This is a genomic window from Pedobacter sp. SYSU D00535, assembly GCF_017355855.1.
GTDB lineage: Bacteria > Bacteroidota > Bacteroidia > Sphingobacteriales > Sphingobacteriaceae > Desertivirga.
In genome coordinates this window covers 52,167-76,696 of the sequence record NZ_JAFEWD010000004.1, presented here as the reverse complement: position 1 = coordinate 76,696, position 24,530 = coordinate 52,167, and the positions used below count along the sequence as shown (strand labels likewise).

Sequence of the window (24,530 nt, the reverse complement as noted above, 5' to 3'; positions counted from 1 at the left end):
TTCATCCCACAGGCTGCCCTTCATTTTGGTCTTATATTCAGATTCGGATACAAGACTTCAAGCAACCGAGCTGGAGCGCGGCTTGAAAAGTAGCAAGTTTCTAACGCCCGTGGCGCTGAGAATAATGATTACATTTAAGTTTAGAATAACGGTTGAATATTATATCTTTGCCGCATGTTCCCGTAGTTCAATGGATAGAATAGTTGATTCCGGTTCAACTGATAGGGGTTCGAATCCCTTCGGGAACACTTTTTACCTGACACACTCCGTCTAGTCCTAAACATGCCACTGAGTCTTCTCGTTGCTTAGCAAGAACTGATAGAAGAAGTTAATGCGCAACCATTTTCATTACCAAGAAATCAGTATAAAAATCTTTTGGAAAAGCAATTGACCTAAGTGAAAATCCCAACACTTCGTTTTTGAGGATAAAAATCTAATCCTTTCTCTGCTACCCGTACTCTTAAAAACTCTTCGACACTGTGCTTTTATTTGGTTTAAGGTTTAAGGTAGATCAAACAGGTGATTAAAAGGTATGCAAGGGAAATCAGAAATGTAAAAACAAGTAAAAGGCGATCCCAAAAGCCAAACTTTTTATTCATGGTCACTATTAAAGGTTTAAATATGTTAAGGTTCAATTATTTCTTTTCTTCAGTAATTGTATTACAAATAAAAGAAATAATTGATAATCTGCTGACAAAAAGACTAAGTTTTTCGCCCCGGTACATTACTTTTTAATCTTAGTTTCACGACGAATACGGCATCTTTTCTTCCCTTCGTATTTCAATTTTTAATACATTAGCAATGTAAACCTCCCGGTAGAATAGGAGCTGAAAACGGAAAGATAAACCAATTAGAAATGCAGCACAATTTGAAATGTTATGCTATAGATGATGAAAGGCATGCAATTGAACTTCTCGTACGTCACATTGAAAAATGCCCCGGACTCGAACTGATTGGCACCGCTGAAAATCCACTGGAAGCTTTAAAAGAATTCCAGAACGGATTAAAGCCGGATATAACTTTTTTGGATATCGACATGCCCCAGCTGTCTGGACTGGAGGTAGCTGACATCATCAAGGATAAAACAGAAATTATCTTCACTACAGCCTTTGCCGATTATGCGGTAGAAGGATTTGATAAAAACATTACGGATTTCCTTTTAAAACCTATCTCATTCGAGCGCTTTGTTAAATGTGTCAACAAAGTTACAAATGCGTTAAAACTCCGTGCTCACCAGGAAAACCTAAACGAACAAGACGAGTTTTTCATTAATCCAGGTGTTAAAGGAAAAATGGTGCGACTCCAATTTTCAAAAATCTTCTATATCGAAGGTCTCAAAAATCATATTGTCCTCCATACAGAGGACAGTAAGCACATTACTTACCTTAGAATGAAAGATATTGAGGACTTCGTCCCCTCTACCTTTGTTAGGATTCATAAAACATACATTGTGAATACCAGCAAAATAAGCATGATAGATGGGTCTAAAATCGTCCTTCTTAACAATATTGTTTTACCGCTTGGAGGAGTTTATAAAGAGACCTTTCTTCAGGAAGCCACAAGTCGTCTTATCCGTAGCAACCGCTAAAATACATTTCATCAACCTACGTTGAAGCGCTACGATTTATCAAATCACTCTAAACCGACATTAATAAATTTGTAAAATAATTAATTGTTTGTATATATTTACGCGTCCTCCCAAAGGACATGTTTTTCATAGGTAGATGTAGGGCCGGTTTTACCGGCCCTTATTTAATTAAAGCCGATAGCGCCACTTCCTTCCCTTCCTGAAAATTAATGATTTTTACTTTTTGTTGGAGACTCAGATGGGACTGTGTACAGGCAGAACCTGTACAACACCACATCTGATTTAGTGCATAGATAGATGATAGATTGTGATAAGGTCCAGGTTGCAGATCTTGATCTGCTTGCTGTGCAAAGATACAAAAGACCTGGATCTTCCAAGGGCTACCACCAGCAGCACCACTATAACTGACTGATAATCATAAAGAAGTGACAAGACTGAAAACGCTCACTTATCTAACCCATAATGAATTTGGTCATGCCGAAACCTGAAGTGGTGTAATTTTTAAAACAAAATAAAAATTTATCTCTCAGCCCGCCTACATCTACTTTTAGCGGCGCCCATTACACCTTTGTAACATTTTAATGATTACACGACGGAGCAGGATGATGATTTTAAAAGGAATCGCTTTATTTAAAGGCTAACATTATAAACCATGAAGATTAAACATCTTTTTCTGATTTTCCTAACCCTGACTTCTTTACAATCTCAAGCGCAAAATAATGAAGAGGTCGTGCGAAAAATAGCTAACCAAATCTTGAAAGAAACGGTGCTGGGCTTTGAAGGCACCAACGATAAGCGGTTTTACAAAGCTTCGTCAGAAATTCCGGAAGGAACCAAGGTTAAATATGCAAGTCCATACACTGGCTGGCATTATACCCACGGCGTGCTTAACATTGCGATGATGAACCTCGGAACCTATCTAAATGATTCAGGTTATTGGAATTATGCTGGGCGGCATATCGATTTCGGTTTGAACAACTACAAAGTTTTTGAACAGCGGTTCAAGGGGGATGTAAAACACTACACTTATCCCTATGGTGAGCTTTTTACGATGGAAGAGCTGGACGACTTCGGAGCAATGAGTGCCAGTATGATCGAAGTCTATAAAAAGAATCCGAAACCCGAGTACAAAGCCTACCTGGAGAAGGCTGCCAAGCATCTGATGGAAGATCGAGTGCGATTGGAAGACGGCACTTATGTGCGTGCTTTCCCACACAAAATGACTCTATGGGCGGATGACCTTTACATGAGTGTTCCCTTTCTGGCAAGAATGGGTGCACTGACCGGCGAAAAGAAGTACACGGACGACGCCATAAAACAGGTAAAGAACTTCAACAAGTACCTTTGGGATGAAGATAAAAACATCTATTGGCATACCTATTATAGTGACGTTAAGAGAAATGGAGTAGCGCACTGGGGGCGCTGTAATGGATGGATTATGCTGGCTACTATTCACCTAATTGATAATCTTCCGGCTAAACATCCTGAAAAACAAAACCTGATCAAGCTACTGGAGCGGCAAATTTTGGGGCTGGCGCAGTATCAGAATGGCGATGGTCTGTGGCATCAGATTCTCGATAAAAATGACTCTTACGTCGAGTCATCCTGTTCTGCCATGTTTGTTTATGGTACTGCCCATGCGGTGAACGAGGGATGGCTGGATAAACGATACGCTTCCATCGCCAGAACGGGCTGGGAAGGCTTGAAAAAGCATAAGATTAATGAACTGGGACAGTTGAAAGATATCTGTGTAGGCACAGGGATTCAGGACAACCTGCCCTTTTACTACAATCGCCCGGTAGGCACAAACGAAAAACATGGTACAGGACCTCTGATTGATGCTGGAGTTGAAATCCTGAAACTGGAGAAAGGAGCAAAATAAGATGAAAAACCGTTTTCTACTCTTTTTTACCCTTATTCTTGGTTGGGGACTTCCCTTGCAGGCCCTGAAGGCTCAAAGCTACCACCCCTACCAGGCAGACCAAAAGGATGTAATAGCTCGTGCGTATCTCAAGCCAAAACGCATCATTTGGAGTACAGACACAGCTTCCATTACCAATCCAAAGGTCCTACTTGAACAGGGCAACAGCCAGGCGTTTTTTGAGAACCGGAATGTTTGCAGAATTGTGAACAAAGGAAATGAACGAAACGGACTAGTGCTGGATTTTGGAAAAGAGATACACGGTGGCATCCAGATAACGACGTCACAAAGCAACAGGGTAACAAGAAAGGTTAGGATTCGTTTTGGCGAGTCGGTTAGTGAAACGATGAGCGACGTGATAGGCGATGGTACTACCGGAAAAGAAGGAGGGGCTACCAATCATCATGCTATGAGAGATTTTGTGGTGGAACTGCCAGGATATGGAACACTGGAAGTTGGGAAATCCGGTTTTCGCTTTGCGAGGATCGACCTGATAGATACCGACACCTTTGTGGCCTTAAAGGAAGTGAGAGCGGTGGCGTATTACCGCGACATCCCCTACCTCGGTTCTTTCAAGTCTAACGACACCCGGCTAAACAAAATTTGGGAAACGGGAGCGTATACTGTTCATGTAAATATGCAGGATTATCTGTGGGATGGCATCAAAAGAGACCGTATGGTGTGGGCAGGCGACATGCACCCGGAATTGATGACGATCAGCAGCGTTTTTGGATATAACGAAGTGGTTCCGAAAAGCCTCGATTTTGTACGGGACAATACGCCTTTGCCTAAATGGATGAATGGGATCAGCGCCTATTCTATGTGGTGGGTGATTATGCATCACGACTGGTATATGCAGCACGGGAAGCTGGACTACCTGAAAGAACAGAAGTCCTACCTTATTCCCCTTCTGGATCTTTTTACTACGAAAGTGGACGAGGCTGGCAGAGAAAAGCTCGACGGGCCGGGTATGCGATTTTTGGACTGGCCATCCAGCGAGAACAAACAAGGAGTACATGCCGGACTGCAGGCCCTGATGGTCCTCACGTTTGAAAAAGGCGCCCGCCTAGCGAGGACCTTGGGTGAAGAGAAAAAAGCCCAAGCTTATACAAAACTTGCCGAACGCATGAGAAAGTATGTTCCCGACGCCAACGGATCAAAACAGGCCGCCTCGCTAATGTCGATGGCTGGAATACTCGAGGCCAGGAAAGCAAATAATGAGGTAATTGCAGTGGGCGGGGTAAAAAACTTTTCGACTTTTTACGGCTATTATATGCTACAGGCCCAGGCACAGGCTGAAGCATATCAGGCAGCTCTTGAAAATATCCGAAAATATTGGGGTGGAATGCTGGATTTGGGAGCTACGACCTTCTGGGAAGATTTCGACCTGCAAGAAGCGGCAAACGCTGCTCCTATTGATCAGCTTGTACCTGAAGGCAAACTGGATTACCACCGCAATACGGGAGCCTATTGCTATATCGGCCTAAGACGGAGCTTGTGCCATGGATGGGCAGCCGGCCCTACTCCCTGGCTTACTGAACATGTACTTGGTATAAAAATAATGGAGCCCGGATGCAAAACTGTAAAAATCCAACCCAACCTGGGTGATTTGGAATGGGTCGAAGGTACCTACCCTACCCCATCGGGACTGATCTCGGTACGGCACACGAGATTGAAGGATGGCTCTATTAAATCAGAAATTAAAGCACCTCAAGGGATTAAGGTTATTAAAAACTAGAGAGCATTTGTTCAAAATGACCGAAAGACTTTGTTTCATTTTTGGAAAATACTAGCTTTAAAAATCACATTTCTTAGATATGAACAGATTTAGAGCTAGAACCATTGTAATGATTATTGCTGTAGCAGCGGTATCATTCGCATCCTGCAAAAGCAAAAAGTTGGCGGCTAAAAAGGCGCCTGCACCTGTAGAAGTTGTCGAAAAAAAGGTAGAAGAGCCTAAGCCGGTTGCGCCAGCACCAGTAGCAGAAGCACCAAAACAAGAACCCTCAGAAGAAGAGAAAAACCGGGAATTAGCTGGTAAGAATTTTAAAAACATTCAATTTGAGTTTAATTCTGCGGTATTGAAAACCTCCTCTTATGAAAGCTTAGAACAAATTGCAGCGACGATGAAAAGTTACCCTAACGCGAAATTCATCATTGCTGGTCATTCCTCCGCTGAGGGAAGTACTGAGCATAACGAGTCATTGTCAGTTGACCGTGCAAATGCTGTTAAAACTTTCTTGGTAAACGCAGGAGTAAAAGACACTAACCTTGCAACTGTTGGCTTTGGTGAGAGACAGCCAATCAGTGCCAACACCAGCGAAGCGAGCAGAGCTGTAAACCGCCGGGTAGAAATAAAGGTAAACCCTTAAAATACCAGCAGGAGGCAGAGGCCTCCTGCTTCTCTTTTCAACCGCTTTTTAGACTGGTATTTGAAAAACCTGCGCTGTAAAATAAACCTGATGGAAACGGCAGCTTTTTGGTTACAGCGGCCTATGCGGTAAGGGGCAAAAAACTACAGTGGACAGCAGGACTGCAGACGACCAATGGCAGACGGCTCGTTTTCTAAAAACATCCTGAGATTCACACTTTTTCGGGAACGTTTGCACAAAAATTTATGAGGATTACACCGTTTAAAAGTGCAAATCTTCTTAATCTTGCAGAACACGCTCTTTTCACCCACAGCTTTTGGGGTGAACAAGTAACCAATTTTACTTCTAATGAAAACACACTTACGAGCAAAAACGATTTTTACTTTTCTCCTTCTTTTTGTTATGGGACAGGCGATTGCGCAAATGCCCACGATCGGACCTATAACGGTTGCCCAGGACGGAAGCGGGAACTTCAAAACAATTCAGGAAGCAATTAACTCGGTGAGGGATTTGGCCCAGCGGGAGGTAAAGATTTTTATCAAAAAGGGCGTTTACAACGAGAAATTGGTAATCCCATCGTGGAAAACCGGGATTACGTTAATTGGGGAAAGCAAGGAAAATACGATTATTACCGGAAACGACCATACGGGAAAAGCCTTTCCGGGAGGCAAAGATCCTTCAGGTAAGACGGAGTATATGACTTTTACCACTTATACTGTTCTGGTGCAGGGCGATGATTTTAGAGCAGAAAACTTAACCATCCAAAATACAGCTGGCAGAGTAGGGCAAGCCGTAGCATTACACGTGGAAGGCGACCGGGCAATTATTAAAAACTGCAACATCCTAGGCAACCAGGACACGCTTTATACAGCTACCGGAAGCAGTCGTCAGTATTATGTAGACTGCTTTATTGAAGGAACCACCGATTTTATTTTTGGAGAAGCGACTGCTGTATTTGAAAACTGCACGATTAAAAGCCTGAGCAACTCGTACATCACGGCTGCAGCAACGACCGCAAACCAGCAGTTCGGCTACGTTTTTATCAATTGCAAATTGATAACAGCTCCGGAGGCATCGGAGGTATATCTGGGCAGGCCGTGGCGCCCTTACGCCAAAACTGTTTTCATATCTACCGAGATGGGAGCTCATATTGTACCCAAGGGATGGCATCACTGGCCAGGTGACAAGATGTTTCCCGACAAGGAGAAAACAACCTTCTACGCCGAGTTCCAAAGTTCTGGCCCAGGAGCAAACTCAGGTTCCCGAGTGGCCTGGTCACATCAGCTAAAGAAAAAGGAAGCTAAAAAATACACACTCAAGAACATTTTTGCAGGCACCTCCCCCTGGGATCCTTCTGCAGAAGTAAAATAACAAATGGCTATGATGAAATATTTATGCGGTACCGCCGCCTGTACCTTATTAACCATCGCTGTGTTAGCACAGCAAAAACCTGCTGGTGCAGCATCTGGTTCTTCTCAAAAGTTTGTTTCAAAAGTTTGGGTTTCTGACCTGGGCAATGGTACGTACAAAAACCCGGTTCTGAATGCGGATTATTCTGATCCCGACGCTATTCGCGTTGGCGACGATTATTACATGATCTCCTCATCGTTTGAAGATATCCCTGGTTTGCCTGTGTTGCACTCGAAGGATTTAGTAAACTGGTCGCTGATTGGCCACGCGCTTCCAAAACTTTCCCCGCAGGAGCATTTTTCTAAGCCTCGTCACGGTGAAGGTGTCTGGGCTCCATCCATCAGATATAGAAACGGTGAGTACCTTATCTACTTCCCGGATCCTGATTTCGGAATTTACCTGACAAAAGCAAAAAATCCAGCAGGTCCCTGGTCTGAACCTATTTTGGTTGAAGGCGGAAAAGGCTTGATTGATCCTTGCCCTCTCTTTGACGATGATGGAAAGGTATACCTGGTTTACGCTTACGCGGGAAGTCGGGCGGGTATAAAAAGCATCCTCGCCGTAAAGCAAATGAACGCGGAAGGAACAAAGACGATTGATCATGGCGTACTGGTATATGACGGTCACGAAATTGATCAAACGGTAGAGGGACCGAAGTTCTACAAGCGCAATGGTTACTACTACATTTTTGCTCCTGCCGGCGGTGTAGCAACTGGCTGGCAGTTGGTGTTGCGATCAAAGAACGTGTATGGCCCTTATGAACGAAAGATAGTGATGGCACAAGGGGCAACTTCTGTAAACGGGCCGCATCAGGGCGGATGGGTTACAACCCCTTCCGGCGAAGACTGGTTCCTCCATTTTCAAGATAAGGAGCAATACGGCCGTGTGGTACACCTAAACCCGATGAAATGGGTAAATGACTGGCCGGTAATTGGTATTGATAAAGATGGAGACGGAACCGGAGACCCGGTGCTGGTGTACAAGAAACCTAATGTTGGCAAGACCTATGCCCTGGCCACCCCTCCTGATTCAGACGAGTTTAATACCACCCGTCTAGGGCTGCAGTGGCAATGGCAATCTAATCCCAAACCGACCTGGTATTTCATGAATCCATCGAAAGGCTCGCTGCGGCTGTTCACAGACAAGCCCGAAGATGCCAAAAATTTGTGGGAGGCTCCTAATGTGTTATTGCAAAAGTTTCCTGCCGACAGCTTTATGGTAACTACCAAAATGACCTTCACTCCCAACAGTCCGAAATTGGAGAATGAGAAGGCAGGCTTAACAGTAATGGGCTTTAGCTATGCCAACGTTGCGATAAAGAGTAAAAAGGACGGGAACTACCTTGTTTATACAGTAGGAAAAGATGCTGTAAAAGGCAACCCGGAAAAAGAAGAAGTAATTACTAAACTTGCCACCCCCACAGCTTTCTTAAGGGTAAAAGTTAGACCTGGAGCAAAATGCCAGTTTAGCTATAGCCTCGACGGTTTGACCTACAAAGATGTGGGAGAGGTTTTCCAGGCTGAAGTAGCCAGATGGAAGGGATCTAAAGTCGGGCTGTTCGCTACCCGGGAAACGACAACCAACGACTCGGGCTATGCAGACTTCGACTGGTTTAGAGTGGAGCCAGTGACGGCGAAATAAGATATCCGATTTTTGACTCATGAGAAATGCATAAGCTAACGCTCGCCTTTTTAACATTCCTGATCGCATGTGCGTGGCCTTCGAAGGCGCAGGACTTCATTCCCCTCTGGGAGCTAGGCAAGATGCCTAATTCCAAGGGAATGCCCGGAAAGGATAGCAGTGCAAACGAGCGAGTATTTAAAGTAGGCAATCCGGGAATGTTTGCCTACTTCCCTTCCGCTTCCGAAAACAAAGGCGCGGCAGTACTTATTTGTCCAGGCGGGGGGTATGAGCGTTTAGCCTATGTAATCAGTGGCACACAGCTCGCCAAATGGTTTAATACCATTGGCCTCACTGCGTTTGTGTTAAACTACCGATTGCCGAATGGTACCGATCTAAAGCAGCGAGAACTTGCGCCACTGCAAGATGCCCAGCGAGCAATGAGGATCATAAGGGCAAATGCGCAACGGTGGGGAATTGATCCGAAGAAAATTGGAGTTCAAGGCTCCTCAGCGGGTGGACACCTGGCGGCTCTCCTGGGTACTTTCAGCGAAGACGTTTCTAATGTAAAAGACAGTCTAAGCCAATTCTCCTACAATCCTGCTTTCAGTATTCTCGTCTCACCTGTTATAGACATGGGAGATTGGGCCCATACAGGCAGCAAGCGGAATCTGCTGGGAGAAAAGCCTTCCATCAACTTGCTAAAGAAATATTCACCTCACTTAAACGTTAGTCAAGCAACCCCACCGGCTTTTATTGTGCACGCTTTTAATGACAAGTCGGTAAGTGTTAGAAATAGCTTGCTGTTCTATCAGGCATTGGTGGATAATAATATTTCTTCCAGCTTGCATGCATTTCCGCAGGGCGGTCATGCCATCGCCTTAAGGAACAATCCAGGATCAGCTAATTTGTGGACGGCGCTGTGCGAAAGTTGGCTGAAAGAAACGGGATTTATAGCTGTTACTAAATAATTATATGAAACAAAATTCGATTATAACATCTACTCTTTTACTGTTTTTAAGCAGCTCGCTAATGGCGAAGGATATCCGGGTAGGCAATGCGCAGGAAGTAGTGGAAGCTGTTGGAAAAGCAAACGCTGGTGATAATATTCTGTTAAAGGAGGGAACCTATATATTTAATGCGCCCCTCACTATCCGCCGACCAGGAACGGAGCAAACACCCATAAAGTTAATGGATGATCCGGCAGACAAAGGAAGACCGAGATTTGATTTCTCCGCTCTTCCCGAGGCGTCGGCAAACAACGGCATTGTGCTGAGGACTAGCTATTGGCACCTGAAGGGAATTGATGTTTATAAGGCAGGGCACAACGGACTGAAAGTTCAGGGAGGTCTTCATAACCTGATCGAAAACTGCACTTTTTTCCAAAACTTCGACACCGGCTTGCAACTAAGTGATGGAGCTGCCTATAACACCGTTCTAAATTGCGACTCGTACGAAAATGCGGACTCTAAGAAGGAGAACGCGGATGGCTTTTCATGTAAAATGGATGTAGGGACAGGCAACAAATTTATCGGTTGCCGTGCCTGGAACAATATGGATGACGGATGGGATGGTTATCTCCGTGGTGTGGATAATGTTAATACCAGCTACGAAAACTGCTGGGCTTTCATGAATGGTGTATCAAAAGATGGAGTAGTAAGCGGAGGTGATGGAAATGGCTTCAAAACAGGTGGAAGCGACGATAAAACGCTGAAGCATAATGCTGTCTACAAAAACTGTATCGCCGCTGCTAATGTCGCCGATGGATTTGACCATAACAGCAACCGTGGCGAAGTTAGCCTTTACAATTGTGCCGCCCATAGCAATAAACGTAACCTGGCGTTTTTGAAAGCCAGTCCCCTATCTAAGTTAACTATCAAAAACACCCTGGTTATAGGTCCAACTGGGAGTCTCGTTGCTGATGTTACTGATATCACCGACAACAGCTGGCAATTACAACGCGCAGTTGCAGATGCCGACGTACAAAGTGTAGATGTTAAACAACTGCTGCAGCCCCGAAAAGCAGACGGTACTTTACCAGAAATAAGCTATCTGCGTCCTGCTGCAGGCAGCATACTTATTGATAAGGGTACAAAGCTAGCCCTTCCATTCAGTGGCACCGCGCCAGATATTGCGCCCTTTGAATCGAACCAGTAGGAAAGTATTAACAAGAGCAGAAGGCCTCCTATCTTCCTTTTGCTCTTGTCCCTTTTATGTTCCGGTTAGCCCTTTGACTCAAGCTTACTCCAAAATCTGGTCGCAATAAAACAAGGACAAGGCTTTTCTAATTATATTTAGCAAAATCTATATTGCCCTGATGTTAGATCTCAATTTGAAGCAAATTATTTCCGTATCGATGATTCTCTTCGCAATCATCGATATCATTGGCTCCATTCCTGTTGTAATTGCGCTTAGACAGAAGGCGGGACACATCGAATCGGGAAAGGCGACCTTGGTATCACTCCTGCTAATGATTCTTTTTCTTTACTTGGGAGATGAGTTGCTGAAACTGATCGGACTGGATGTACCCTCTTTTGCCATTGCTGGTTCTTTCGTGATCTTTTTCATTGCCATGGAGATGATCCTTGGAGTTAATTTTTTTAAGGAGGAAGTTCCTGAAAGTGTTTCCATCGTACCTCTCGCCTTCCCGCTGATTGCCGGGGCAGGTACCATGACAACGCTGCTTTCACTAAAAACCGAATATGCCACCCAAAATATCCTGGTAGGAATTATTCTGAACATGATCTTCGTCTTTATCGTCCTGAAAAACACTCTTCGGATAGAACGACTGTTAGGAAATGCCGGATTGAATGTTTTACGGAAAGCTTTTGGGATTATCTTACTTGCTATTGCTATAAAGCTCTTTAGGGCGAATACCGGTCTGTAAAGCTATTTAATCAGGCGGGCCACAAACATGGTATCTGCTTTTCTTTCGTATCCCTTAAGCACTTGCTGATGCTCCAGCGTTAATCCCAACTCGCTTACCAGATAGTTAACCACTTCCTCATTTTCTTCTTTGAAAGCAGAGCAGGTGATATAGATCAGCGGCTGACCTGTCTTCAAATACTTCACTACATTCTTAGCAATAGATTGCTGAAGGTGCTGAAACGATTTTATCCTCGCCTCCCGAAACTGGCTGATCATCTCCGGACTTCGTCCCCAGGTTCCTGATCCACTGCAAGGAGCGTCCAGGATAATTCCGTCGAACTCATAATTGGATATATAGGGCGCCGGATCTTTCGTCAGGTCCATGGCTTTTTTCTGGTATTTGACTAAACCTGCATTTCTAAAGCGCTCATCCAAATTCTCCAACACGCTTTCCCGAACATCCGAAACAACCAGTTTTACGCTCGGCTCTTGCTGGAATAAAAGCAAAGATTTTCCACCGGAGGCGGCACAACAATCCCACCAAGCCTCATGCTTCTGAGGCCGAAAGTAGTCTCCTGCCTGTTGTGAAGACAAATCCTGAACTTCAAAATCCCTTGCTTCAGGGAAAAGCTGATCCAGCTTGGTGCCGTTAGGCATCCGCAACGTCAAGGGGCGTTCCTCCTGGTATAACACACCCTCCCCTTCCAATTTTGCCTTTACCAGGTTTTCCTTGCCGGGATGTATCCGGATAAAGAGATCGGGTTGGATGAACAAAGAGTGCAGAAAAGCTTCCTTATCTATAGATCCAGAAAGATGGGCATGAAGCGGATAAACGTCCTTTAGCTGAAAATCGGGAATTTCTCCTTCAAGAATCGCGACTTTTTCGAAAAGTGGAAGTTCAATCTTCGAGTGAAGTTCTGGTTTAAAATGTGCAAGAAAGGGAGACGGCCCTGAGCTGCAGAGAAACTCGGCGAGGAACAACCGCTCCTCAGACGGATGATTTGCTACTGCCTTTCCAAGCCTGAAATAGTTATACAGCAATCGGCTCGCAGTGCGCCGGTCGTTGGACCCCATCTGCCTGTTTGCCCGAAAAAAGACGGGAAGAAATTTCGTTAAAGGCATATCCTGCGAATACTCATCGAGTATCCGCAGGAATGTTTTAAGTTGTTGTTCGAATCGCATTACCCTCTAAGAATAAGCAATACCGACTTTTGTTTATCCCAAATAAGAAAGAGCATTGCGATGAGATAAAGAGAAAAAAACTATTCCCATTCAATAGTTGCGGGAGGTTTCGAACTGATATCGTAAACAACGCGGTTGATACCTTTCACGTTGTTGATAATTTCGTTGGATATTTTAGCCAGTAGCTCGTAAGGTAGATGACTCCAATCGGCTGTCATTCCGTCTACAGAGCCTACTGCTCTTAAGCAAATTACATTTTCGTAGGTCCGCTCATCACCCATCACTCCGACCGATTGCACGGGAAGGAAGATAGCGCCTGCCTGCCATACTTTATCGTACCAACCAGAGCTTTTCAAATTGTTGATATAGATTGCGTCGGCTTCCTGAAGGATCGCCACTTTTTCAGGAGTGATTTCACCAAGGATTCTTATCGCTAGTCCCGGACCAGGGAACGGATGACGCTGAAGGATAATATCATCAATACCTAAACTTTTCCCCACTTTCCGAACCTCGTCTTTAAATAGAGTGTTCAGGGGCTCTACCACCTGTAACTTCATAAAGTCAGGCAACCCACCAACATTATGGTGAGATTTTATTGTAGCTGAGGGCCCTTTTACGGAGATTGATTCAATGACATCAGGATAAATGGTTCCCTGACCGAGCCATTTTACATCCTGCACTTCATGGGCTGCATCATCAAACACTTCAATAAAGACGCGACCGATGATTTTCCTTTTCTGCTCGGGATCTTTTACACCGGTTAATTGGCCGATAAAACGATCTTTAGCATCAATACCACGAACGTTCAAACCCATATGCTGATAAGAATCCAGCACCTGAGCGTACTCATCTTTCCTCAGCAATCCGTTATCCACAAAAATACAATGAAGATTTTCGCCGATTGCCCGGTGAAGCAACACCGCCGCAACAGAAGAATCTACACCGCCCGACAGTCCCAGTACTACCTTATCATTGCCTAATTTTTCTTTTAAAGCAGCAATGGTAGTCTCTACAAATGAATCAGGGGTCCAGTCCTGAGAGCAGCCGCAGATATCGACTAAGAAGTTTTCCAACAATTGCTTACCGTCGGTACTGTGCGTCACCTCGGGGTGAAACTGAATGCCATAAGTTTGGGTACCATTGATATGATATGCCGCCACACGAACTGAATCAGTGCTAGCTATCACTTCAAATTCGCCAGGGATTTCGGCAATGGTATCACCGTGTGACATCCACACCTGAGAATCGGTTGGAATATTTTTGAAAAGGGGATGATCAGTATTGATGTAGTGCAAGTTCGCTCTTCCATACTCACGGATAGTAGATGGTACCACTTCTCCACCAGATTGATGAGCTAAATACTGAGCTCCGTAACATACGCCCAGCAAAGGCAGTTTATTATGGAATAAATTGTAGTCAATTTGAGGCGCATCCTCTTGTCTAACAGAGTAAGGACTACCAGAGAAAATAACTCCCTTAACTGTTTCGTCAAATTCCGGGAGCTTGTTGTAAGGATGGATTTCGCAGTATACGTTTAGTTCTCTTACCCTTCGCGCAATCAGCTGAGTATATTGTGAGCCGAAGTCAAGAATGATGATTTTTTCTTGCATGGGCAAAGATAGGAATTTACCGACTTTTACGAAATGTAATTGACACAGATTTGCGCACTGCTGTACAGCAAAAAAGCCGGTGAAGATTCAACCGGCTTTCAATTTCATATCGCCATATCTTATTTCATCACCGTCCAGCTTCCAACAGCTTTTTTCAATCCAGCGAATGACTCTCCAGAATAGACAGCTCTGGCTTCTCGGCTTACAGTCCTGGCCATTCTGGATCGCATGTAAAATACCACGCGGTCTTTTTGTACTTCTCCCTCTTCTCTCACTCTGGATAATAACCGGAGGGAAAGCATAGCCAGCAGGCCGCCTATTATGAAGAAGAAACTCCAGCCTTTCAATGCTATCAGTGGCAGTACAGATGTACCCTCTGCTCCTTTCCACTCAAAGCTCCATATCAACTCGTGCGTAGCGAAGAAATCCGCCATGAGTCCTCCAATAACCGGGGCTATTGCGGCAAAGAATGCTACCATCATATTCTTAACAGAAAGATACACGATCGCTTCGTTCCGCGGAGCCAGCTTCATCCCCACGTTGCCAATGGCAAGATTGGCTCCCGCTGTAGATATTCCACTGAAAATATTGATGAGCACTAAAATTCCGAGCACTGCAACCTTCGAGTCTGCCATCCCTGTAAACGCCCAGGAAAGGATGCAGAGAATATAGACAGGGGCTGAAATTCGTATAATGGTTTTATTACTGAACCGGTCTGACAATCTGCCCCACATCTTTATCGAAAAGATACTGCTTAGCTGACACACGATCCCTAAAGCGATGATGAAAGAAAGTTCGATGTTCAATGTTTTCATCATGTAAACCGAGAAGAAGGGAGTTGCCAAATTAAGCGAGAATGCCCAAAAAGAATTGAAGGCTAGCAGCTTCCGAAAGTTTTTATCTCTCAGAGGCATCTGCAGAAGTTTAAACATGTTATCCTTCACCATTACCGACTGCGGTTCGGGAGTACGAGCAAGCATGTATATCCCGAGCATCCCAAATACACCCCCGACTAAAAACATTCCCGAATAAGTGAGCATTTGATGTTCCGGATAATGCGCTTTTAAGTAATCCAGGCAAAAAGCAATGGTAAGACTAAGTATAACATTCAAACTTTGGGTGAGTCGGCTTCTATGAGAAAAATAAGTACCCAGTTGCTGTGTTGGTATCAAATCTCTCATCCATGAATTCCAGGCTGCACCTGCAACAGATCCAAAGTAATAATGAAAGAATAGAAAGAATATGAGCACGTAAATGCTAGTGCCCGTGCTGAATAAAAAGGGCAACAGACCAATAACGAAAAGCGGAAAACGAGCCAGAAAACTAAAGATTACAGTTATAGCCTTTCGATTGTTGTATTGCCTGACGAGCCAAACGGAAACTAGTTGAAAAATACTGCTAAAGGTGGGCAGAGCCGCAAGAACTCCGAGTTGGAAGTTAGTGGCGCCGAGGTGAATGGCCATTGCTACCAGGAAAGCTCCTCCTGTAAATGAAACCATTGACTCTGCAAATAAGCCATCGGCTATCACTAATCTAAGACCTGATTGAACTTCCTTTTCACTCAGGCTTTCGGATGGTTTAAATTTCATGAAAACGTTAATCCCCTTCTTCTAAATCAGGCTCTTCTACGAGATGATCAGTACTTGGGTTTTAACTATTTAAAAGAAGGAAACTACCGGAAGCGGTAGAAAGTTCAGGAAGACTGCCTGATAAATTAAGCAATAACAACTGCGCGCTAATGCTATAAATTGGCAAGTCTCCGAAATAAACCGCTTTAGAGGTTAGTGAAAGACAATCTCCTCCGGACCAGCGAGCTTGGCGACGTGACAAGAACAATCGTCACGGGCAATAACTAATTTCGCCACCTGGCCAATGTTACTGTCCGGATGAATACCTGATACGATGATCGTATCTCCCTCTTCCGATACTTTCTTCACGTGCAAATCGCTGGCTATGGTGTAGTTTCCTTTCGAATACATCGTATCCGTAACACTTCCTACCACCATCGATTGCCTTGTCCGTAAGTTGACAGCCTTAAAATCTTTCACAGCGATCGGATTTCCAAGTGCATCTTTAAACCGTACCGACACTATTTTGAAATCGTCAGAACACATTAAGCTTGCGCAATGTCTTTTAATTTGTTTTCCGAATGCTAGTACAACTACAAAACTTATTAAGGTTATGATGAAACCTCTTTTCATAACAGGAGTGATAATTTAAGTTCTGGGGAATACGCACATTCTGAAAAAAAGTTACACCTAAGTTATTTTTAGTTTACTTTCGTTAAAAGTTTCACGTTGATCAGCATATTTTCTTACAATTTCGATTACTTCAGTTTATTTCTTTTACTCCTGGTTGCAATTCTTACAGGAATGTCAAAAACTGGAGTACACGGCGCAGGAATGTTATCGGTTCCTTTACTAGCGATCATCTTTGGCGGACAGAAATCAAGCGGGGTAATGCTTCCGATTCTGTTAATTGCCGACGGAATAGGTGTTTGGTACTATCACCGCCATGCATCCTGGAAACATCTTAAAATTCTTTTTCCCTGGGCGGCAATCGGAATTGTGGCAGGAACGGTAATCGGAGAGTTCATCAATGATGCTGCCTTTCGGCTGATCATGGCAATTACCATTGTGTTGAGCGTGGTGATTATGCTTTGGATTAAGAAAGGACATGCGGAAGAGGTGCCTAAAAACAACTTATTCTCGTCGGTTACCGGAATTGCCGGAGGCTTTACATCCATGGTCGGGAATCTCGCTGGCAGCGTTATGGCCGTATATTTTTTAGCTGCGCGGCTTCCCAAAAACATTTTCATTGGTACAACTGCCTGGTTTTTTCTGGTGATTAACTGGTTCAAGGTGCCATTTCACGTGTTCAGTTGGCACACCATCAACTTAAACACCGCCCTACTTGCCCTCAGCACCACTCCTGCCATTATTCTCGGGGCGCTTGTCGGGATATTCATTGTAAAAAGATTATCTGAAGAGCATTACCGCGGCTTTATCATTCTCATGACGATCGTTGCAGCCGCTTTTATGCTGTTTAGATATTAGAGCCCTCAGCTACTCTCCTGTAGCTTCCTTTTGCGTTCAGCCTTCAAAAAGCTGAGAAGCACTTTTTCGTCCGGATCCAGATCAATCTCCGTTATGTCAGTTCGCTTATTTTTTACTTTCTTCAGGTAGGGCATTAAGGAGCCGCTTTCAAACGCATCGATCAGGGCGGGAAAGACGTAATATTTTTTGCAAACTGAGCGGGTGTTCCCCAGCTTGGTAGCTACTTCGTCTAAAACAGCCGCACTTATCTTCTTCCTTTTGTTCTCGCTCTCTGGAAAATCGAACTGAGCATAACTTCGCAATGCTTCCAATGTACCGAACCATGTTCTGAAATCCTTGGCAGTAAAATCGCAGTCGGTTATCTCCTTGATGTATTTATTAATTAATCCTGAATCAATAGATCGCCTTTCTCCATCTGGGGTGTAGTATTGGAAAAGCTCCTGGCCTGGAATATCACGGCACTTCTTAACCAGCCTGGCCAGGCTTCGGTCCGTCAACTTTATATCGTGATTTACACCTTTTTTCCCGCGAAAGGATAGTTTCAAGTTGATTCCGTCAATCTTCACGTGCTTGTCGCGTAAGGTTGTCAGTCCGTAGGATCCATAGAGCTGCTTATAAGCCTCGTTTCCCACGCGAATCAAAGTCTTTTGCATCAGGCTGACGGAGATAGCAAGTACTTTACGGTCGTCATACTCCTTCCGCTTTAGATCTTTCTGCAGGTTTTTCCTGAATTCAGGAAGCTTTTTACCAAACTCAAGTAGGCGGTAAAACTTGTTCTCGTTTCGCGACTTTGCCCAGTCGTTATGGTAGCGGTATTGCTTTCGTCCTGCCTTGTCTATTCCTGTTGCCTGGAGATGGGCGTTAGCTTTAGGAGCAATCCATACACTTTCCCAGGCGGGAGGCAGCACTAATTTCTTGATACGATCGAGGGTTTTCTGGTCGACTACTTCCTGGCCTCTCGAGTTATAGTATACGAAACCATCCTCCGTAACTTTCCGACTAATACCGGGGGATGAATCCGTCATATAAACCAGACCGTTTTCTTCAAGCAATAATTCGGTTTCAGAATCTATCATTGCTTTTTAAAACAATCTGACTCAGAAATGTTTGCTAATGAATCGGTTCAAATAAAAGTTAAATATCTCTGGACTTTCAATATTTGGTAAATGGGCGGCCTCCGGTATCAGCTCCACTTCAGCATTTCTGACATGCTCGCCGAGTTGATTTAAATGTTCCTCCGTCATCAGCTTGTCCTCCTCACCCCGAATCACCAGCACAGGAACATCGATAGCGGGCAAAAACTCAAGCGTCGATGTTCGGGAAGCGAGCGCAAGAAGGGACGAGCAAATAGTCGATACCTCAGTACTTTCAATCATTTGTTTTACAGCGGCTATTTGTTCAGGCAGGTCACTGAAAGATCTGGGAGAAAAAACGTTTTTCACGAAATTATCGGCAAACGCTTGCCTTCCATCGCTCAGTACCTGGTCGATAGTTGCAAAACGCCTCAGCTTACCTTCTTCTGAGTCAGCGACAGCATTTGTGTCCGCAAGTACCAACCCTCCCAGTTTCTGAAGCGCAATTTCTGCTGCTCTCAGCGCAATATACCCGCCCATTGAAATGCCGCAGAGCAGAGGTCTCTCGATATGCAGAACTTCGAGAAGATTTAAGAGATCACGAGCAAAAAGGTCAATACTAAAAAACTGGTGACCGGCTTCGCTACTTCCAAAGCCTCTGATATCGTAAGCAACACCGCTTACGTCCTCCGGAAGACCTTCAAGTTGCGCCCGCCAAATAGCTTTATTGAAGGGAAAACCATGAATAAAAACAGCAGTAAGTTTAGGATTTACTGCTGTTTTTGCAAAATACGAAACATTTAAACTATCAACTAAAACTTGTTTTTCTTCGATCATGCTTACCAACCATTGTTTCTCGATAGAGGCAATGAGTAGATAAGTTTGACAGCAGGACTACTTGACCTAGCGCTTGTGAAGGGATTTACCTCCCCTAAGTTGAAGCCACAACCTACTCCCAGGTTTTCCTGTATCATTACATTTACCCCCATGCCGGTTTCTAAACGAGGCATATTTGAAGTAAACATGGAAAATTGATTTCCGTTTGAAAGATCCGCTTGTAGGTAAGCGCTCACCCTATCGGAAATATGCATCTGAGAATAAACTCTCGCCCCGATACGGTTACGATACGTTCCATTCATCATGAAACTCTTCATCACCGGACCAAAAGCAACCTGATGACCTTCCGCTGTTTGAAATCCGCCCACAACAGCACCGTTCATCGTGGCAGACTTGAAATTACTTGCTCCGGCATGAGCTGAAACAAACCAATTTACATTCTGCGCTTTAACTGAGAGGCTAATTAGAAACAGAATAACTGGAAGTAAATTTTTCATCTTGCCACTTATAATGCAAATGTGAAGCCAACAGACAATACCCCTCAAAAAAAGTAAAAAATAGCCCTTTCCGGAGCTTTATTCATCGAGATATGCGATGCCAATTAGCATCTGGGGAAAAGACTATGGAAAGTATTACCCAGTGACAAATTTCCATGGGGACGACGACTCCCCAATTTCCCCATTTTTCCACACAATTACCAGAACAGCTCGGGTTGCTAAAATGTGGATGAAAGAGTAACTATGTATTTCTTTATCCTTTATGCGTACACTCAAAAAACTCCTCATCCCACTACTAATCGCCACGCTTTTTCCCGGTATTATTACTGCCCAGCGTGTTTCTGAATATCTTAACCGCGGAATTGTAGCAGTGAAGAAAGACAGCAAAACAACTTTTGTAAGTTGGAGAATGCTCCTCGACGATCCCCAAAATATTTCCTTTAATGTATATCGCGCCCTGAACGGCAAGACCGAAAAACTTAATGCTGAACCTATTACCTCCGTAACGTTCTTCGTTGACTCTACGGCAAACCCGAATGAAACGTATAGCTACACAGTGAAATCCGTACTAAACGGTAAGGAAGCCGAAACCGATGGAATCGCGAGGGTTGCGGGAAAGACAGCGAATTATTTAGCAATACCGATAAGCCCTCCCCCTGGTGGAGATGTTTATGGAAGTAAATACACCTATTCGGCTAACGATGCTTCGGTAGCAGACCTGGACGGCGATGGAGAATATGAAATCATCCTGAAATGGGATCCGTCCAACGCTAAAAACCCTCCTCAAAAAGGCTTCACAGGGAACCAGATTATTGACGCTTACAAGTTGAACGGCAAAAGATTGTGGCGAATTGACTTAGGTATCAACATACGATCCGGTGCAGCTTATACCCAATTTTTGGTATTTGATTTCGATGGGGATGGCAAAGCTGAGATGGCTTGTAAAACGGCGGATGGCTCCGTGGATGGTACAGGCCAAATAATTGGCGACAAATCAAAAGACTGGCGAACGAAAGATGAAAAAGATCCGAAATATGGAAAAATAGCAGATGGACCTGAATACCTCACTGTTTTTGACGGACTCACAGGCGCTGCACTCGCTACTACGGATTACATTCCAACCCGATACCCTCTGGATGGCTGGGGCGGGATTGGTGGAAACGGCGGGAACGACAATACTGCCAGCCGCTCAGATCGGTTTACCGCCTGCGTTGCCTACCTGGACGGGAACTTACCGAGTATCGTAATGGTTCGAGGTTGGTACGGGCGTTCTGTGTTGGCTGCCTACGACTTTAGGAAAGGAAAACTTTCTAAACGCTGGGTTTTCGACTCTGCTATGCCTGAATGGAAAAACTACTCAGGAATGGGTAACCATAGCTTATCCGTAGCAGATGTTGACAATGACGGAAAGGACGAGGTTTGCATTGGGGCCATGACTGTAGATGATAACGGAAAGGGCTTGTACACAACAGGTTTACGACATGGGGACGCTCTTCATCTCGCCGACCTCGACCCTGACCGCCCGGGCCTGGAAGTGTTCGGTGTTCATGAAAGCGAAGAAAGAACCGTAGCCCTCCAAACTCCTGGTGTTGCCGCCTTTGATGCCAGAACAGGTGAAATACTTTTTGGTCAGAGTCCGGGAGTAGATGTTGGCCGCGGAGTAGCAGCCGATATCGATCCTCGGCATCGGGGCTTTGAGAATTGGGGAGGGCCAGGCGGACTGCGTGATGTGCATGGCAAAACCATCTCTCAAAAAACTCCGCCTTCAACAAACTTTGCTATCTGGTGGGATGGCGATCTTCTGCGGGAACTGCTCGACAAGAACTACATCGACAAATGGGATTGGGAAAAAGAGGAGGCCGTACGCCTGCTAACTGCCGAAGGCTGCGTTTCAAATAACGGTACCAAGGCAACGCCATGCTTAACTGCTGACATTCTGGGCGACTGGAGAGAAGAAGTGCTCTGGCGATCAGATGACAACAAAGAGTTGAGGATTTACACCAGCACTATCCCAACGAGCTACAGATTTGTTTCGCTGATGCAAGACTCACAATACCGCTTGAGTGTGGCATGGCAGAATGTTTCCTACAATCAGCCGCCACATACTAGCTTTTATCTGGGAGAAGGCATGAAGACGCCGGTCAGACCAGCGCTGAAGGTAAATAAGAAGGGCAAATAATAAAAAACTGCGAGTTAAGGACTTAATCTTTTCAAACATTTAAACTTCCTACCAGCACTTTCTAAAGCAAAACAATTACGTTGTTCTCATTGTAAAATAGGTTAATTGAATCAGACTAATCTACACCATGAGAAGAAATAAGTTCATGTTTGCAACCGGGATAGAAAATAGCTATCCAATGATTACTCTTCCTGACGGGACAAGGAAACGAGTAGATGAAATGGAGAAATGTGGCCATTACAAGTATTGGAAAGAAGATTTCAACCTGGTTAAAGAGATGGGAATCGAGTTTCTTCGCTACGGTGCTCCCCTGCATAAAACTCACATCGGCCCCGGGCAGTACGACTGGAGCTTCTGCGATGAAACCTTCAACTACATGAAGGAAAACGGCATTACACCTATTGTGGATCTCTGCCATTTCGGGGTTCCAGACTTTATTGGTGACTTCCAGAACACAGACTGGCCTCAGTACTTTGCAGAATATGCGCGAGAATTTGCGAAACGATTCCCACATATCGAATTCTACACACCTGTAAACGAAATTTTCGTTGCAGCTATGTTTTCAGGGCAATACGGCTGGTGGAACGAGTGCAAAACTGACGACCGCTCTTTTGTTAGGGCACTTACCAACCTGTGTAAAGCGAACGTGCTGGCCATGAACGCAATTATTGAAGTGCAGCCTAACGCCACCTTCGTGCAGAGCGAGTCCTCGGAGTATTTTCACCCTGAAAGTCCTGACTGTGACGCTCTTGCGGCTTTTCTTAACCAGAAACGGTTCTTGTCACTTGACCTTAGCTATGGCTACCCCATCAGCGTGGTGATGTACGAGTACTTGCTAGAGAACGGAATGACCAAGAAAGAGTATAATTGGTTCGAGAACAACATCATCAAGGGGAACTGTATCATGGGTAACGATTATTACATTACCAATGAGCATATGGTTCATGAGAATGGAAGTACTTCAGCTGCGGGTGAAATTTTCGGTTATTATGTGATTACGCATCAATATTATACCCGCTATAAGTTACCGGTGATGCATACCGAGACAAACATCTCGGAAGCTCATGCAATCAGATGGCTTCAAACACAATGGGCTAATGTTAGGCGTTTGAAACGCGATGGGATACCAATCGTAGGATTTACCTGGTATAGTTTAACCGACCAGGTGGACTGGGACTCTGCTTTACGAAATGACGCTGGTAACGTAAACTCCCTTGGATTGTACGACCTTGACAGAAAAATCCGCCCGGTTGGGGAAGCCTACAAACACCTGATCGAAACTTGGAAAGATACGCTGGAGCATGAAAGCTATGTGCTGACTTTCAAGTCGGGGTATTACAAATAATACATCGCCCAAATCGAGAAATTGTTATAATTGCGGTAAAAAACTGCCAATGTATAAGTTCTTATCTATTGTGCTTTTTACCGCAATTTCTATGACTGGTAATTCACAAACAGTTATCCCCCTGTACCCCGGTAAAATCCCGAATGCTATTGCCGGTGCAGATGAGGAAATAAAACACGTCAATAATACGGGTCAGATCCGGTACGAAAAAGTATCGAAACCGACTCTTGAAATTCACCTTCCTGCAAAAGAGAAAGCTACTGGTGCTGCCGTCGTAATTGTTCCGGGTGGAGGTTACCGAATCGTTTCTTACACCAATGAAGGCACAGACATAGCTGCCGAGTTTACGAAAATGGGGATAGCGGCCTTTATACTGAAATACAGGCTCCCCTCAGACAAAACAATGCCCGATAAAACGATTGGCCCCCTACAGGACGCCCAACAGGCAATAAAGACAGTAAGGTCACGGGCAAAAGAGTGGGGAGTAGATACTTCAAAGGTAGGGATCATCGGTTTCTCTGCTGGAGGCCATCTGGCGGCAACCGCTGGTACTCATTTTTCAAAATCCGTCATTGATAATAAAGATAACATCAGCCTTCGCCCTAATTTTATGGTACTTGTTTATCCTGTAATCAGCTTAACCGAAAACTTGATGCATAAAGGATCAAGGGACAACCTGATCGGTGCTGCTCCTTCATCAGAGCTAACCAGCCGGTTTTCCAACGAGATGCAGGTCTCACCTCAGACGCCTCCTACTATGCTAATACACGCTGCTGACGACAAAACCGTAAAGGTGGAAAACAGCCTTCGCTTTTACGAAGCGCTGTTGAAGAACAATGTCTCCGCTGAAATGCATTTATATCCAAAAGGCGGACATGGATTTGGTATCGGACCGACCCGGGCTCCTGACCATTGGACTGACAGGGTACAACATTGGCTGAAGGGTTTAGGATTCCTACAGAAATAGACTAA

General features: G+C 44.6%; 20 protein-coding genes and 1 tRNA gene. 14 read left to right on the top strand and 7 right to left on the bottom strand.

Annotated features, from left to right (window positions below; all coding sequences use genetic code 11):
• The first annotated feature begins 176 nt into the window (after nt 1-176).
• The 10 genes from J4N23_RS10840 to J4N23_RS10795 all read left to right on the top strand — a co-directional run bounded on the left by J4N23_RS10840 (nt 177) and on the right by J4N23_RS10795 (nt 11,798).
• Nucleotides 177-248: transfer RNA gene (locus J4N23_RS10840), tRNA-Arg, on the top strand.
• Between the two features lie 608 nt (nt 249-856).
• A complete protein-coding gene (locus J4N23_RS10835) occupies nt 857-1,588 on the top strand; it encodes a LytTR family DNA-binding domain-containing protein (RefSeq protein WP_207427213.1) in 732 nt (243 codons plus the stop codon).
• A 652-nt stretch (nt 1,589-2,240) separates the two neighbouring features.
• Nucleotides 2,241-3,470, top strand: a complete 1,230-nt coding sequence (locus tag J4N23_RS10830; RefSeq protein ID WP_207427211.1) for a glycoside hydrolase family 105 protein — start codon at nt 2,241-2,243, stop codon at nt 3,468-3,470.
• Between the two features lies 1 nt (nt 3,471).
• Nucleotides 3,472-5,247 (top strand): alpha-L-rhamnosidase C-terminal domain-containing protein, encoded by a 1,776-nt coding sequence (locus J4N23_RS10825; protein ID WP_207427208.1) that lies wholly within the window; start codon nt 3,472-3,474, stop codon nt 5,245-5,247.
• A gap of 79 nt (nt 5,248-5,326) precedes the next feature.
• Nucleotides 5,327-5,881 (top strand): OmpA family protein, encoded by a 555-nt coding sequence (locus tag J4N23_RS10820; protein ID WP_207427207.1) that lies wholly within the window; start codon nt 5,327-5,329, stop codon nt 5,879-5,881.
• A gap of 348 nt (nt 5,882-6,229) precedes the next feature.
• Nucleotides 6,230-7,252: a pectinesterase family protein gene (locus tag J4N23_RS10815; protein WP_207427206.1), complete on the top strand. Its 1,023-nt coding sequence runs from the start codon at nt 6,230-6,232 to the stop codon at nt 7,250-7,252.
• 9 nt (nt 7,253-7,261) lie between these two features.
• On the top strand, nt 7,262-8,932 hold the full coding sequence (locus tag J4N23_RS10810; protein ID WP_242689191.1) for a glycoside hydrolase 43 family protein: 1,671 nt from the start codon (nt 7,262-7,264) through the stop codon (nt 8,930-8,932).
• Between the two features lie 26 nt (nt 8,933-8,958).
• A complete protein-coding gene (locus J4N23_RS10805; RefSeq protein ID WP_207427205.1) occupies nt 8,959-9,882 on the top strand; it encodes an alpha/beta hydrolase in 924 nt (307 codons plus the stop codon).
• Between the two features lie 4 nt (nt 9,883-9,886).
• Nucleotides 9,887-11,068 carry a right-handed parallel beta-helix repeat-containing protein gene (locus J4N23_RS10800; protein WP_207427204.1) on the top strand — a complete coding sequence of 394 codons (1,182 nt, stop codon included), beginning with the start codon at nt 9,887-9,889 and terminating at the stop codon, nt 11,066-11,068.
• A 160-nt stretch (nt 11,069-11,228) separates the two neighbouring features.
• Nucleotides 11,229-11,798 (top strand): MarC family protein, encoded by a 570-nt coding sequence (locus J4N23_RS10795; RefSeq protein WP_207427203.1) that lies wholly within the window; start codon nt 11,229-11,231, stop codon nt 11,796-11,798.
• A 2-nt stretch (nt 11,799-11,800) separates the two neighbouring features.
• Here the strand turns inward: J4N23_RS10795 and J4N23_RS10790 are convergent, their stop codons facing one another.
• From J4N23_RS10790 to J4N23_RS10775, 4 genes are all read right to left on the bottom strand, one after another.
• Nucleotides 11,801-12,961: an RsmB/NOP family class I SAM-dependent RNA methyltransferase gene (locus tag J4N23_RS10790; RefSeq protein WP_207427202.1), complete on the bottom strand. Its 1,161-nt coding sequence runs from the start codon at nt 12,959-12,961 to the stop codon at nt 11,801-11,803.
• 80 nt (nt 12,962-13,041) lie between these two features.
• A complete protein-coding gene (gene guaA / locus J4N23_RS10785) occupies nt 13,042-14,571 on the bottom strand; it encodes a glutamine-hydrolyzing GMP synthase (RefSeq protein ID WP_207427200.1) in 1,530 nt (509 codons plus the stop codon).
• Nucleotides 14,572-14,690: 119 nt separating this feature from the next.
• Entirely contained in the window at nt 14,691-16,160 is a 1,470-nt protein-coding gene (locus J4N23_RS10780; RefSeq protein ID WP_207427198.1) for an MFS transporter, read from the bottom strand.
• 192 nt (nt 16,161-16,352) lie between these two features.
• Entirely contained in the window at nt 16,353-16,772 is a 420-nt protein-coding gene (locus tag J4N23_RS10775; RefSeq protein WP_207427196.1) for a hypothetical protein, read from the bottom strand.
• Between the two features lie 96 nt (nt 16,773-16,868).
• On the opposite strand from J4N23_RS10775, the gene J4N23_RS10770 reads away from it, so the two are divergent.
• Entirely contained in the window at nt 16,869-17,627 is a 759-nt protein-coding gene (locus J4N23_RS10770; protein WP_255534808.1) for a sulfite exporter TauE/SafE family protein, read from the top strand.
• Nucleotides 17,628-17,632: 5 nt separating this feature from the next.
• Here J4N23_RS10770 and J4N23_RS10765 read toward each other — a convergent pair whose 3' ends face one another.
• Genes J4N23_RS10765 through J4N23_RS10755 form a run of 3 tightly spaced genes read right to left on the bottom strand, consistent with a single transcriptional unit; the run spans nt 17,633 to nt 20,034 of the window.
• On the bottom strand, nt 17,633-18,703 hold the full coding sequence (locus J4N23_RS10765; RefSeq protein ID WP_207427192.1) for a DNA topoisomerase IB: 1,071 nt from the start codon (nt 18,701-18,703) through the stop codon (nt 17,633-17,635).
• Between the two features lie 21 nt (nt 18,704-18,724).
• Nucleotides 18,725-19,537 (bottom strand): alpha/beta fold hydrolase, encoded by an 813-nt coding sequence (locus tag J4N23_RS10760; protein ID WP_207427190.1) that lies wholly within the window; start codon nt 19,535-19,537, stop codon nt 18,725-18,727.
• Between the two features lie 2 nt (nt 19,538-19,539).
• Nucleotides 19,540-20,034 carry a hypothetical protein gene (locus tag J4N23_RS10755; protein ID WP_207427186.1) on the bottom strand — a complete coding sequence of 165 codons (495 nt, stop codon included), beginning with the start codon at nt 20,032-20,034 and terminating at the stop codon, nt 19,540-19,542.
• 262 nt (nt 20,035-20,296) lie between these two features.
• Here J4N23_RS10755 and J4N23_RS10750 point away from each other — a divergent pair, with 262 nt between their 5' ends.
• The 3 genes from J4N23_RS10750 to J4N23_RS10740 all read left to right on the top strand — a co-directional run bounded on the left by J4N23_RS10750 (nt 20,297) and on the right by J4N23_RS10740 (nt 24,525).
• A complete protein-coding gene (locus J4N23_RS10750; protein WP_242689190.1) occupies nt 20,297-22,213 on the top strand; it encodes a rhamnogalacturonan lyase in 1,917 nt (638 codons plus the stop codon).
• A gap of 127 nt (nt 22,214-22,340) precedes the next feature.
• Nucleotides 22,341-23,558: a family 1 glycosylhydrolase gene (locus tag J4N23_RS10745; protein ID WP_207427185.1), complete on the top strand. Its 1,218-nt coding sequence runs from the start codon at nt 22,341-22,343 to the stop codon at nt 23,556-23,558.
• Nucleotides 23,559-23,607: 49 nt separating this feature from the next.
• On the top strand, nt 23,608-24,525 hold the full coding sequence (locus J4N23_RS10740) for an alpha/beta hydrolase (RefSeq protein ID WP_207427184.1): 918 nt from the start codon (nt 23,608-23,610) through the stop codon (nt 24,523-24,525).
• Nucleotides 24,526-24,530 lie beyond the last annotated feature (5 nt).